The organism is Lysinibacillus sp. VIII_CA (genome assembly GCF_049943995.1).
Lineage (GTDB): Bacteria > Bacillota > Bacilli > Bacillales_A > Planococcaceae > Lysinibacillus > Lysinibacillus pinottii.
The window spans coordinates 272474-285220 of the sequence record NZ_JBNFXM010000004.1 but is presented as its reverse complement, the minus strand read 5'-3'; the positions used below and the strand labels follow the sequence as shown (position 1 = coordinate 285220).

Here is a 12747-nt window from a genome sequence, read left to right as displayed (position 1 = left end):
ACAAAATATTGTTTAGATAATGGACGTAATACCATTCCTCCAATTCGCATGTTTAAGTACTTATTATTAAAAGCGATGAATGATGTATCAGACGCCGACCTAGTAGTCTTGGATATGGCAACAGAAGATCCAGTGAGACAGAAATAAGGCACTTCCTGTTCAAAATTGAACAAGAAGTGCCTTATTTTTATCTGAAAAAGGTTCGCTTTTATGAAAACATAAATTTTTCAGTGCCCTCGTCTATTCATGAAGGTCGCTTTAAATAATTCTTGTACCGCTCGTTGGATTATTTTCAAAGCAGTCGTTTTACTCAGCACTTATCCGCAGTTTCTCAAAATTTCTTTGGAAAAATTGATGTGCCAACTGCTCTTTTTCTGGATCCATACCAAGTAAAATCACTGTACTTGGTCCTGCTGATTTGGTCATATCATGTGAACATTCAACTAATTGCTGGCCAAAAAGACGCGCACACTCACCCTGAAGTCCCTTAGATCCGACAGGCCACACTTGCTGAACGATTTCTGCCAGCCATGCCTGATAAATAGGTTGCAACTGCGCCACATCATCAGGCTGTGCTAATAGTTCCTCGCCAACAAGTGGTAAGCCGTATGTGTACCAACTAAGCTGTTCAAGGTCCCATGCTTTTCGCTGTTGTATTTCCCCAAGCATAGTAATTGCTAGACCAGACTGTAAAGTTGGCATATTGGATTCCGAACTGCCTGCAATGACTGGACAGGGAAGGCCTGTTTCCTCGAACACTTGCTGAATGCCTCTTTCATAGCGTGACCATGCAGCATCCCCTGAAAAATTAGCGAGTAAAATTTGAATAGGAAGTGCCTGTGCAGCCAGCTGCTCTAAAAATGTCACACGGGCTGTCATATAGGCTGTCAATTGATCGGAAGCTGGCACAATATCTTGTGGCTTCTCCCCAATGGCCGCCGCATTATCCATTGTCGCAATAAACGCGCCCACTTTCATAGCATTTCTCACTAAACGCGACCTGCCTTACGCACAAAAACCTTCGAAAGAATGGGCATGACCACAGCTACAATGATTAAATTTATAGCCGTTGCTATGAAAATACTCCCTAGAGCACCCCAGAAAAAGGCAGGACTAATAATAAAATAAAATGGAAGTGGTGCCACGATGCCGTTCAATACAAGGGCAACTGGCCATTTCCAAAAATGCATACCTTTTTTATGCATGATTCCAAAAATCCAAACAACAATAAACATCTCTACTGCAATAATTACATGGAGTGGACCAAGTGGGAAGCCAGCCGTTAATGCGCTAATAAAATGACCAATGAATCCAGCTATCCCAGCTAATAATGGCGATAAAAAGACAACACCTAAAAAGGCAGGTGCCGAATCCAGTGCTGCAGTCGAAATAAATGCGGGTACTTTAATGGCGGCTCCTACTGCACAAATGGCTGCTACCATAGCCGTTAGTATCCATGTCATTAATTTTTGTCGATCCATTGCATTTCCTCTTTTCCGTTAGTATGTTGATCTCATTTGAGTTGCTCGCCAATCCCGTACCAAATACGTACGACTTGCTCTGCTTCAGCAAATAATGCCTGGTATAAGCGACCACACGTATCACGTAATAAACGAGCTTGTTTTTCCATCGGTACAACACCGCGGCCCATATCTGTCACAATAAGTACCAGCGAACAATGTTGGGCAAGGGCTGTTAATTTAGTGAGGACGGATTGTACCACGACCTCATCTTCCTCAAGGTTTTGTGTCATAAGCCATTTTTCCACATGTTTAATGACAAGGATTTCACAGGCTGGTGCAACATCTGGTAGATCGCCTTCGACAAGTACCACATCGTGCTGTTCATATAAACGCATCACATAATCGGTTTTTCCGTTATAGGCGCCTCCGATAAAAACATGCATCTAGCTCCCTCCTCCCAAGCCTTTCTAGTAAAAGTTAAATGAAATTGGTGGTCATGTGGCACTTGGTATGACCAAAAAGGCTGCTCTGTTGGCGCATAAGCAACGAGTAAGGCACGAATCACTCCGCCATGAACGACTAAGAAATAATGATCCTCCATCTTCGGCAAATCATTGAAGCCTTCCACAACTCGTGCCACAAAATCATCAAAAGCCTCTCCCTGTGGCGGTGGGAAGTGAATAGGATCATCCAACCATGCACGGTAACGAGCATCCTTTTTTAAATCCTCATAGGTTTTCCCTTCAAATTCACCAAAATTTGATTCTCGTAAGCGAGCATCTGCATAATAGCTAGCATTTGGGAAATAATGGGCAGCCGTGGTGCGACAGCGTTGTAAATCACTGCCATATACCGTTTCGATAGATGCATCCACGACAGAGAGCTTGGAGGTATCAGCTAATGGTGCATCCGTCCATCCCAGATAACGCTTTTCTAAATTGGCCTTTGTCGGCGCATGCCGCATTAAGCACACAGTAACAATGTCACCCATAATACAACCTCCATCCCTTCAATAGATGCACCTAGTAAATCTCCCGAGACACCACCAAAATTACGCAATGTAAATTGGCGAAAAATAACAAGCGCAAGCGCTAAAACGAGGACTAATATAATTGGGAGCATCGAGAACTTTGTGATGATCAGCACAACCGGCATGGCCAATAAAAGGAACAGCAGCATCATTATTTTTAATCGTTTCGCGTGTAGATGAGACTGAAAGAAAAAGGCAAGCCCTTTTTCCTTTGAACAGTTAAGTGACATAAAATAAAAGCTCATGCCAACCCTTGTTAAAAAAGGAATGAATACGACCATCCATAATGCAAATTTATGTTGCACAAAAAGCTCATGTAGAACAACAAATTTTCCAAATAACAAAAATAGTATGGATAGCACTCCGAAAGCACCTACCCGAGGATCATCTAAAATCTCAAGTCGTTTGTCCCGATCTCGATAAGAAAAATACGCATCCCCCATGTCAATAAAGCCATCCAAATGTAAACCGCCTGTCCATAAAGCAAACAGCCCGATGACGATAAAGGCGAGCATGACCTCGCTACTGGCTGTCCATTGTGTAAGACTGTAAAGGACTCCAGCTACAGTTGTCCCCATCAAGGCACCTATCCATGGCAAGCAAGCAAACATACCTGTAATCGTTGACCTTTTTAGAGGTAATTCCTTATGTACTGGCAAAACCGTAAAAAATTGAAATGCCAACAGTAGGCTATACCAAACATTTTTCATTGTCTTGCCTTCCTTTTCCCTTATTTCCATCTCTTTAAGATACCATAATTCATTTCAAACGCTTCTTGAGCCATCACAACAAACCATTGATGAAATTGTCCTAAAGTTCTTCGATACAGCTCCACCTCTTCACTTTGATAAGGAGGTTCATCAAACAGCTCATTTGACACCACTAATAATGTCACGTTCTTCGTTAGCAGAGAAAGGATGGCCTGTTTAACAGTGTGTAGCTTGGATGCTAAACAGCCAGGCTTCGTTAAACATGGCGCTCCACTTTCATAGCCTTCATAAAACGCATTAGTGAGCCAAGTAGTGACGCAATCCCATAGCACCACATCCCCATCCTTGAGTGTCTCAAATACGGGCGCGATGTTATAAGGGGCCTCTACTGTTATCCATTGCATGGGCTGAGCTAGTCGATCAGCTTGATGGCGATCAATTCGCTTCTTCATTTCATCATCTAAAGCAATACCAGAGGCAATATACATTAACCGTTTTTCTGTACTAGGCTGCGTTTGGTAATACTGTATGGCGGCTTGTTCTGCAAAATGAGATTTGCCACTACGCACACCACCTGTAATAAAAACGAGGGGCATTTGTAAAACCTCCTATTGTAAATGATGTAGCGTACCAATCTCTTGGATTACCCATTGCTGTCCCTGACCTTCAATCACAGTGACGCTTGTCCCATGAATATATGGAGCTGACCAAAGCTCACCAATATTGCGCTGTAAAATGGCATTAATCATACATTTAATCGTCACTGCATGGGAAACGATCAAAATATGCTCATCTCGGTGCTGCTCCGCTATCTTTTTCAATGTATACATTGCTCTTTCTGTGACAGCACCAAAGCTTTCCGTATGGGTTGCCATAAATTGAGCTGGGTACTTCGTATAGAGCTCATAATCTAGCCCATCTGTCAGCAAAATATCCTCAATTTTCTTACCTTGCCAATTCCCTAAACAGATTTCCCGCAAATTATCCTCATAGTAAACTGGTAATTGGCGTTGAACCGTTAAAATATCCATCGTTTCCTTCGCACGACCACTTGAACTACTGTAAGCTGCCGCAAATGGGATTGACTGTAGTTGCTGCTGTAATCTCGCAGCCGCTTCTCTGCCATTGTCGGTTAGCGGAGAGTCCAACCACCCTTGTAGTCTCTGCTCCTGATTCCATTGTGTTTCCCCATGTCTTACTAGATAAAAAGTTGTCACTTTTCTCTCCCCTTATTTGCGTTAAACCACGCCTGCAGACAATTATGTAAATATGTCATGGCCGCAATATCTTTAATCCCAATACGGAACCATTCGCCCTGTAATCCTTTAAAGTTTTTCGTATGACGCAGGACAACTCCCTGTGCTAAACAATACGTAAAAAAGGCGTCCGCCTGCTGCTCCTTTGGCAATGAAAAACACACATAATTTGTCACACTATTTGTGACACGACAGCCGTTTTCTTGTAAAAAACGATGCAACTGCTCCCTTTGCGTTGTCGCATAGGCAATTGCCTGCTGACTATAATGCTGCTCATCCAAACAGCCTGCACCAATAACGAGTGCAAAGGCATTTAAATTCCAATGTGGGAGCATGTCCTTTAGCTCGTTTACGATGGAGGTATGAGCAACTAAATAGCCTAGGCGCAAGCCAGGTATTGCATACATTTTAGTCATCGAACGCACCACAAGGACATGTGAATTTTCCACACTTTCGTGAATGAGGGAATTCGCCTCATCAACCCAATCCATAAAAGCTTCATCGATGACAAGCTCACATTTGACAGCTCGACCATGCTCCAATAAGTCTAGTATAGCTTCCTTCTTTGGCAATACACCTGTTGGATTATTCGGTGTACAAATATAGAGTGCGTCTGCCTCCACCATTTCTTGTTTAAGCCGTTCCATTGGCAACGTATATTGGATAAAGTCCGTCACCAAAATCGGAATAATAATAGCCCCTGCAGCTCGCAATGTTCGCTCATATTCTGAAAAAGTAGGATGTACAACGATGACGCGCTTTTGAGCATAACGCCTCGCAATAATACTAAAGAGCTCTGACGCCCCGTTGCCTAGTAAAACCATGTCCTTCTTCACTTGATGAAAAGCAGCGACCTTTGTTAGAAAAGGCTCTCCATCCGGATCTGGATAGCGTTGAATGAGCGGGTAAAATGTACGCCAACGTGCTTCGACAAAGGATGGTGGTCCTGCCGCATTGACATTTTCACTAAAATCATATACCTCTTCAGGCATCGTTAAACCTAATTGCTGATAAACATTTTGCGGATTTGCTCCGTGATTAGGTAATAGCATAAATGAACACCTCCACTGCTAACATGACAAGCGTAAAGAGCACCATGGCAATACGCATTTGAATAATAGATGCCATTATATGTTCCTTTGTTAGAGGAACTAATTTTTCTCCCATAATCGCACGTTGAGAAACAACGCCTTGATAGGTATTTTTTCCGCCTAGTTGTACGCCAAGCTGTACTGCCGTTGCGGCCTCTAAATAACCACTATTAGGACTTGGATGCTTTTTAGCGTCTTGCGCCCACCGCTTTAATCGTTGTCCAAATGAGTAACTCGTTTCATTTTTTGTACCTAGCACCATAAGAAAGCCAGTGATACGACTTGGAATAAAATTCAGGACATCATCAAGTTTGGCCGAAAACATGCCAAAATCTTTGAATGTTTCGTTTTTATAGCCGACCATGGAATCTAACGTATTGACAGCCTTATAGCCCCATAAACCGATAGCCCCAAATAAAAAGGCATAAAATAGTGGGGCGGTCACCCCATCACTTGTATTTTCCGAAACGGTCTCTACAACACCACGTACAATTTCATCTTCTCCCAGCTTTTCGGTATCACGCCCAACAATCCAAGATAATTTGACCCGTGCTTCCGCAAAATCACCTTTTACAAGGGGCTCATAAACTGCCAGTGCTGCCTCCTTCAAGCTACGCTGCGCCAGCCCAATGCCAATTAAAAGTCCTTCCACCAAAATGCCAAAAATTAAGCTTACCTGATAGCTGAGTAGTAAAATAAGTGTGACCACAAACATCGTTGTCCCTACAACTGCCAGTGCCATCACCGTACCACGCAGTTTCCGCCACTTGCCTCGATTCCACAAAGCTGTTTGTGATTGAATCAGCTTGCCAATCCATCGCACGGGATGCGGAAGCTTCGGAGGGTCTCCTACTAAAACATCGAAAATTATCCCTATGATACAGGCAATCACTATGGCAATCATAACGCCTTCTCCTCTTTATCTTTTTTGTATTTCCGAATAGCCGCACGCATCGTTTCATAGACACCATAGCCAATAACCTTACCTAGCATTGTGATAGGTCCAGCATATTGATGGTAGTCTCCTTCTTCAGTAGAAGCAATGAGTAAGCTATCAGTAGATGTACCCGTTGCTTGCGTGCCAGTGGTAGGATCAGTTATGCCTTCATCCGTTAACGCTTTCACCTTCGCCTCTGTTGTTGAAATCATAGCCTGAAATAACGCTTCATCAGATAATTTTCCGTTAATAAGCACCCATGTATTAATTGTTCCTGCATGGTACTGCTCCTCACGATGGAAAGCACGTGTAATATCCACGGCATTGCCCAGACCAGCAGTAATCATAATGACTAGATGAATGCCTTCATATGTAAAATCACGAATGGTCGCAAATTTAGCTTGGACAGCCGTCATCATCGCCACCGTGTTATCGATTGGAAAACCATGTGCTTGCAAAAAATGTTGTAAATCACGATGGGGCTGTCGATCATCATAAGTAATGGGCACAGTTCGATTCATCAGATGAGTAAAATAACCAAAGCCTGGATTATGCATGGCCGAGGATACAACCTTCATAGGTGAAACAGCTTGAAGTGCTACATATTGGTCTAAAATTTGAATATGATCCTTTGAAAGTATGGGCATTCCCTTGCCTCCTGACGATAAATAAATGACGAACATAAAAAAACAAATTCTTACAAAGAAGAATTTGTACTGTCGATTCTTTATTAAAATTTGAACCTTCTGAACGTTTGTACAGACTAACAACTTCATAATACTCAAATTATTTATTTTCTTTGAAATTGTATCATAAGTTTGCCTATTGCTACAATTCCATTTTGACGTGTTGTTACTGCTTTTGCTTGAGATTTTTAAAGCGAATCACAGAACCAATAATGATAAAGACCCAACCAATCGCTATGTAAACCACTTTCATTGTTTTTGTCGATGACGGTAAAATATCCATAATCGTTAAACAGACAAAAAGTATCCCAACAATCGAAAAAAGCATACCAATCGTTAAATTCTTCACGAAAAACCCTCCCAACTATGTACGCCCTCGATTTTACCGTATTCTTAGCAAAAAGAAAACACTAATCCAAGTAAGAATCCTTGGATTAGTGATAATTGTGTCATTAAGCTTTCGCATGGGCAAAAAATTCTTCGTATAACGCCTGTAAAATGCGGTTTTCATATTCCTGAAGTACACCAAAAACGAGACTTACTTCAGAAGAGCCTTGATTGATCATTTCAATGTTTGCACCAGTTCTTGAAATCGCAGTAGCTGCACGGGCAGCTAACCCTGTATTATGGCGCATGCCTTCGCCAACAATCACAATCATCGAAAAACCATGACGCATTTCTACATACTCAGCATGTAGCTCTTCTTTCACTCGACTAATAATACGCTCTTCATTATCTGGTGATATCTGATTCGAACGCATAATGACTGAAATATCGTCTAAGCCAGAAGGTGTGTGTTCATAAGAAATATTCTCATCTTCTAAAATTTGTAGTAGCTTTCGTCCAAAGCCTACTTCACGATTCATCAAATATTTAGAAACATATAAAGTTGAAAAACCACTGTCTGCCGAGATACCTGTAACGGGACGACCTGTTGCAGGACGACTTGGTACGATACGAGTACCTGGGGCTGATGGATTATTTGTATTTTTTATGTTAACGGGCACCCCAATCTTGTAGACAGGCATTAATGCTTCATCATGGAACACTGAAAAGCCTGCATATGATAATTCGCGCATTTCGCGATACGTAATTTCTTTAATTTCCACTGGATCATTGACAACCTTCGGATTCGCAGAGAACACACAATCCACATCCGTAAAGTTTTCATATAACTCCGCTTCAACAGCTGCTGCTAAAATGGAGCCAGTAATATCAGAGCCTCCGCGGTCAAATGTTCGCAATACGCCCGCTTTAGTGTAACCGAAGAACCCTGGGAACACAATAATTTCTTTTGTGTCTTTTAAAGGCGCTAAATTAGCATACGCTTCGGGTAAAGCAAATGTTCTTTCTGGCAAATCATTGACCACTAAACCATCCTTAGGACTTACATAGCGTGCGGGCATTCCAATGGCATTAAAATAAGCGGCAATAAGCTTAGCGTTATTATCTTCACCAGCTGCTTTAATGCTATCGATGAATAATTCCACGTTCGTTTTGTCACCTTGTACACGTTCACGTAAATCTTCCGCAATCACGTCACAAATGGCATCATCTAGCCCTAAGCCATCTGCAATTGCTCGAAAACGATCGACTACAATTTGCAATTTGTCTTCGGTATCTTCATGTTGTAACGCGGCAGTTGCTAATTGTATTAATAGATCGGTTACTTTTATATCGTCACCAGATCGTTTGCCTGGTGCTGAAACGGCAACGATTTTACGTGCCGAATTAGATTTCACAATGTTTGCCACTTTTTGAATTTGTTCTGCGTTTGCTACAGATGTTCCACCAAATTTACACACGATCATATCTATCAAATCCTAACTTTTTCAAATTAATTGTATTCCTCCAAAAAACAATTGACTGTACACAGTGTACAAATTATCAATTCCTACGTCAATACAATTTAAAAAATTCGCGCAATTTACTGAGAAATATGGACAATTTTCGTACTGTTTGATTTATTATACGGATTTCGTATGAAATAGTTAAGGTTTTTATGAATTTTTTTTCGTGACGTTCACAGATTCGTGAAATTTACCGTTTTGACTTTCTTCTATATAATGAGGAAAACGCTTACTCCCCACTATGATATGCACAAGTATCCTCGTTGTTTGTGCTAATTTGCAGGCGAAAGGAGGGTTTTGAGTAGGAGGTTATAAGTGGTTTATCATCTTCCTATTGACCTAGAAGATGGCTTGTTCACTTTTTTGCGGATATGTAAAATTCCTTCATGACCAAGCTTGAACAAGGGAATATCTTTTATATCTCCCCCATCCATACAAAAAAACTAGGATCACATATTTTTAGTGAAACCTAGTTTTTCCTAGCTATTCATTTAAATCGCAGTCCAGCCACCATCAATGACTAGTTCTGCACCTGTCATAAAGCGCGATTCGTCAGAGGCAAGGAAGACCACACCGTAGGCTACATCCTCAGGTGCACCAAAGTATGGCAGTTGTGTATAGGTTTTATAGAAAGGCAATGCGCCACCTTCCTCCATCGTTGGCGCTGTCATAGGCGTAACGATAATGCCAGGATGAACAGAATTTACACGAATATGATCTTTCCCATACTCGACTGCAGCTGATTTAGATAACACTCGAAGTGCTCCTTTTGCTGCAGTATAAGGGCTTGTCCCTGCCATTCCGACGATTCCACCAATGGAAGAAATATTGACGATAGAACCGCCACCAGCCTTTTGCATTTCTGGAATCACATATTTCATACCAATGACACAGCCATTCAAATTAATGTCCATCACTTTATTCCATTCGTCCATTTCCATGTTGGCGATCGTTTTTGGTGATGAAATTCCTGCATTGTTGACTAGTACATCGACTTTACCATATACCTTCACCGCCTCTGCAATAACAGCCTTCCACTCGTCCTCAGAAGTTACATTATGTGAAAGAGCAATAATATCTCCACCATTTTCTTTAATTTCTTTGACCAAGTTATTCAACGGCTCGATTTGCACATCTGTCGCAATAACCTTTGCTCCTTCTTGTGCAAATAGTTTTGCTTCAGAAGCTCCCATACCCATCGCTGCTCCTGTAATAATAGCTACTTTCCCATTTAAACGTCCCATCTATAAAACTTCCTTTCCTTTATCAATCCATTCCCACTGTGAAAATGCCCCAAGATTTTTCCAATCCTTGACATAAGCAAGAAGTCTTCATTTTGATTCAGCAGGTGTTTGGACACCCTTAAAAAAGAGCAACAAGCATATCTTTTCCGTGCGTTTGCTACTAAATGGCTGAATCAGATAAATGTATAATTCATGAACATGTTAACAACTAGTTGTATTATCGACACGGTGTCGTTAATATAATTATAACTGTCTGTTCAAAAAGGACAAACTACACAAGAGCGATAATTGATGCATTAACAACATGGAAGTCTTTTGTGTTGTATAAACGATAAATTTAATACAAGGAGCTTGAAAATGTCGAAAAAAATGGACCCTCGCGTGATTAGAACACGCCAGCTATTGAGAGATGCGCTAGTGGAATTAATTGATGAACAAGGCTATGAGAAGATTACTGTGCAAGATATTACCCAACGGGCCACCTTGAACCGGGCCACCTTTTATTTACATTATCGTGACAAATTAGACTTACTGTATCAAAGCTCTGAGGAAATCCTACATGAATTAGTAGGTAGTATTCACCCAACGGTTGAAGAGAAGAAAGATTTCGATTTATTGCCTCATTATGATCAGCCGCATGAGACCTTTATGCATTTGTTTGAACAAATTGCGCTGAATAGTAAGCTTTACAAAGTCTACCTCACAGAAAAAGATATCCCTTATTTTTCGGCAGGCTTAAAAAAGATAATTATCGATTTTGTATCAAGTGGCATTCAATTGATGGAGCCAGATGATCAAAAATTAACCGTACCGCGTGAGATGGCTATCCGTTTTTATGCTGCCGCCTTCCTTGAAGTAATCGTCTGGTGGTTAGAAAATGATATGCCCTATACGCCAAAATTTATGGCCACTCAGTTAATGCGTATTACCATTAAGGGACCCTACTTGGATAACCCCTTTCAGCAACCTTAAAAGCTGGCATTTATGATATGCCAGCTTTTAAGGTTAATTGATATGTACAATAACTGACCAATTATACTGGATGGTCACGGTTGCACCACAGCCGTAGTAACAGCCATCCCTTAACTTTCCCACCCGATCATTCCCTCCACTTTTTTAGAAAATAGATGTAAAAGTTCTGACAAAACTACTATTCCTTTCGATGTAGTTTGTATACAAATATTCGTTGAAACAGGAATGATAGCAACCCCTTTAGTTCTATTTCTAAAGGGGGTATTTTAGCTGTACCTCAGCGTATAGGATTGTCAAAATTCCAGTTCGTATAAATGACAGCCGCGTTTACTGGGTCTGTCGTCGTATCTACCGTGAAACCGCCTATTAGATTCCCTACTCTAAATGTTGGCTCAAAAAATTGTTCTTCCTTTGGGGGTGCGGTGGGACCATCTATCCCCAATTTCGTCTCATCTGTGACCACAACTTCCATGCCGTTATCCAACGTAAAGCTCAGTCCATCCTTTCCGACTTCTGTGATTTTTCCTTCAATATTGACAACTGCTTTTGCCGCAGGAGCTGCATGATCCACTACAATTCTTTCCGTTAAATCAAGTGCAGTATCATTGTTTACATTTACTAAAGGAGCAGCTACAGCAATTACTGCACAGGCAACTAAACTTCCCACACTAATTCGTACTTTTTTCATAAATGCCCTCTTTTCTTTTTGCTCAAATTCCATCATCTCGTTTTGCATCTTTATCTTAAATTCATCGGAAGCATGAATTTGCTTCAGCACATTTTTATAAGCATTCATCAGACCTTACTCCCTTCTTCTAGTATTGTTTTCAATTTCATTCGTGCCCTTCGTAGCTTGGAGCCAATCGTGTTGCCATTCATTCCTAATAGATTAGCGATTTCTACAGTTGTATAGCCTTCATAATAATGTAAATAAACAATGACTCTCTCTTCTGGACTAAGCTCAAAAATCTCCGTAAGAACCATCTGCTCCTCTTTGGCGATAAAGGACATTTCTTCAGTAATCGGCACTGTCTTCGTCACACGGGAAGACTTAAAGTAATCCTTACATTTATTAAAAGTTACTTTGATGAGCCAAGCTTTTAAATGATCTTCATGATCAAAGGGCTTTCTCTGTTTCATAAGAGTCATAAAAACGTCTTGAACAATGTCCTCTGCCTCAGACATATTTTTTGTCTGATGCACAGCAATTCGGATTAAGGTGTCACTATATGTTTGAACAATCTCTTGAACACATAAGCCCGCAAACTTTTTCATATTTCCTATCGAGCCCCCTTCTTTTCATAATACGATTCATCTTTTAAAATTCGTGCAGTGGATTATACTTTTATTATCATGGATGATTGGAGGCTGTCCTAAATGAAAAAGAAGAGTAAACTAATTCCCTCCTTAAGATCACATGTATTTTTTATGAAGTTGTAACCACTGACTTCATAAGAATTGTATGATAACTATCAAAAAGACCGACAAAATGCTTGTTCTAACAGTTA

Annotated in this window: 16 protein-coding genes and 1 pseudogene; 2 read left to right on the top strand and 15 right to left on the bottom strand. The window is 40.9% G+C overall.

Annotation, left to right across the window (positions count from 1 at the left end):
- Window positions 1-135, top strand: a pseudogene (locus tag ACP3VS_RS08765) (transposase); the annotation flags it as partial.
- 171 nt (window positions 136-306) lie between these two features.
- Here the strand turns inward: ACP3VS_RS08765 and ACP3VS_RS08760 are convergent.
- From ACP3VS_RS08760 to ACP3VS_RS08700, 13 genes are all read right to left on the bottom strand, one after another.
- Complete coding sequence (locus tag ACP3VS_RS08760) at window positions 307-990, bottom strand: hypothetical protein (protein ID WP_036161398.1); 684 nt, start codon at window positions 988-990, stop codon at window positions 307-309.
- Window positions 990-1481 (bottom strand): ECF transporter S component, encoded by a 492-nt coding sequence (locus ACP3VS_RS08755; RefSeq protein WP_426388554.1) that lies wholly within the window; start codon window positions 1479-1481, stop codon window positions 990-992. Before ACP3VS_RS08755 ends, ACP3VS_RS08760 begins: the two co-directional genes overlap by 1 nt.
- 32 nt (window positions 1482-1513) lie before the next feature.
- Window positions 1514-1906 (bottom strand): bifunctional adenosylcobinamide kinase/adenosylcobinamide-phosphate guanylyltransferase, encoded by a 393-nt coding sequence (locus ACP3VS_RS08750; RefSeq protein ID WP_031419843.1) that lies wholly within the window; start codon window positions 1904-1906, stop codon window positions 1514-1516.
- Complete coding sequence (locus ACP3VS_RS08745; protein WP_197149475.1) at window positions 1858-2454, bottom strand: histidine phosphatase family protein; 597 nt, start codon at window positions 2452-2454, stop codon at window positions 1858-1860. The genes ACP3VS_RS08750 and ACP3VS_RS08745 overlap by 49 nt, the downstream gene beginning before the upstream one ends.
- Window positions 2427-3203 carry an adenosylcobinamide-GDP ribazoletransferase gene (gene cobS / locus ACP3VS_RS08740; RefSeq protein WP_200991172.1) on the bottom strand — a complete coding sequence of 259 codons (777 nt, stop codon included), beginning with the start codon at window positions 3201-3203 and terminating at the stop codon, window positions 2427-2429. The genes ACP3VS_RS08745 and cobS overlap by 28 nt, the downstream gene beginning before the upstream one ends.
- Window positions 3204-3223: 20 nt before the next feature.
- Window positions 3224-3799, bottom strand: a complete 576-nt coding sequence (locus tag ACP3VS_RS08735; protein ID WP_012294085.1) for a bifunctional adenosylcobinamide kinase/adenosylcobinamide-phosphate guanylyltransferase — start codon at window positions 3797-3799, stop codon at window positions 3224-3226.
- 12 nt (window positions 3800-3811) lie between these two features.
- Window positions 3812-4420 carry a histidine phosphatase family protein gene (locus ACP3VS_RS08730; RefSeq protein WP_036166276.1) on the bottom strand — a complete coding sequence of 203 codons (609 nt, stop codon included), beginning with the start codon at window positions 4418-4420 and terminating at the stop codon, window positions 3812-3814.
- Window positions 4417-5511, bottom strand: coding sequence for a pyridoxal phosphate-dependent aminotransferase (locus tag ACP3VS_RS08725; protein ID WP_012294083.1), 1095 nt, complete (start codon window positions 5509-5511; stop codon window positions 4417-4419). The genes ACP3VS_RS08730 and ACP3VS_RS08725 overlap by 4 nt, the downstream gene beginning before the upstream one ends.
- The gene (gene cbiB / locus ACP3VS_RS08720) at window positions 5498-6454 is read right to left on the bottom strand and encodes an adenosylcobinamide-phosphate synthase CbiB (RefSeq protein WP_031419840.1); all 957 of its coding nucleotides are present in this window, start codon (window positions 6452-6454) and stop codon (window positions 5498-5500) included. The genes ACP3VS_RS08725 and cbiB overlap by 14 nt, the downstream gene beginning before the upstream one ends.
- The gene (locus tag ACP3VS_RS08715; RefSeq protein ID WP_031419839.1) at window positions 6451-7134 is read right to left on the bottom strand and encodes an adenosylcobinamide amidohydrolase; all 684 of its coding nucleotides are present in this window, start codon (window positions 7132-7134) and stop codon (window positions 6451-6453) included. Before ACP3VS_RS08715 ends, cbiB begins: the two co-directional genes overlap by 4 nt.
- Before the next feature lie 205 nt (window positions 7135-7339).
- Window positions 7340-7522 (bottom strand): hypothetical protein, encoded by a 183-nt coding sequence (locus ACP3VS_RS08710; RefSeq protein WP_031419837.1) that lies wholly within the window; start codon window positions 7520-7522, stop codon window positions 7340-7342.
- A 103-nt stretch (window positions 7523-7625) separates the two neighbouring features.
- On the bottom strand, window positions 7626-8984 hold the full coding sequence (locus ACP3VS_RS08705) for an aspartate kinase (RefSeq protein ID WP_012294079.1): 1359 nt from the start codon (window positions 8982-8984) through the stop codon (window positions 7626-7628).
- 530 nt (window positions 8985-9514) lie between these two features.
- The gene (locus tag ACP3VS_RS08700; RefSeq protein ID WP_031419834.1) at window positions 9515-10267 is read right to left on the bottom strand and encodes an SDR family NAD(P)-dependent oxidoreductase; all 753 of its coding nucleotides are present in this window, start codon (window positions 10265-10267) and stop codon (window positions 9515-9517) included.
- 357 nt (window positions 10268-10624) lie between these two features.
- Here ACP3VS_RS08700 and ACP3VS_RS08695 point away from each other — a divergent pair, with 357 nt between their 5' ends.
- On the top strand, window positions 10625-11239 hold the full coding sequence (locus ACP3VS_RS08695; protein ID WP_012294077.1) for a TetR/AcrR family transcriptional regulator: 615 nt from the start codon (window positions 10625-10627) through the stop codon (window positions 11237-11239).
- A gap of 277 nt (window positions 11240-11516) precedes the next feature.
- On the opposite strand, the gene ACP3VS_RS08690 is transcribed toward ACP3VS_RS08695, so the two are convergent.
- Complete coding sequence (locus ACP3VS_RS08690) at window positions 11517-12035, bottom strand: hypothetical protein (RefSeq protein WP_198696008.1); 519 nt, start codon at window positions 12033-12035, stop codon at window positions 11517-11519.
- Entirely contained in the window at window positions 12035-12514 is a 480-nt protein-coding gene (locus ACP3VS_RS08685; RefSeq protein WP_031419832.1) for an RNA polymerase sigma factor, read from the bottom strand. The genes ACP3VS_RS08690 and ACP3VS_RS08685 overlap by 1 nt, the downstream gene beginning before the upstream one ends.
- Window positions 12515-12747 lie beyond the last annotated feature (233 nt).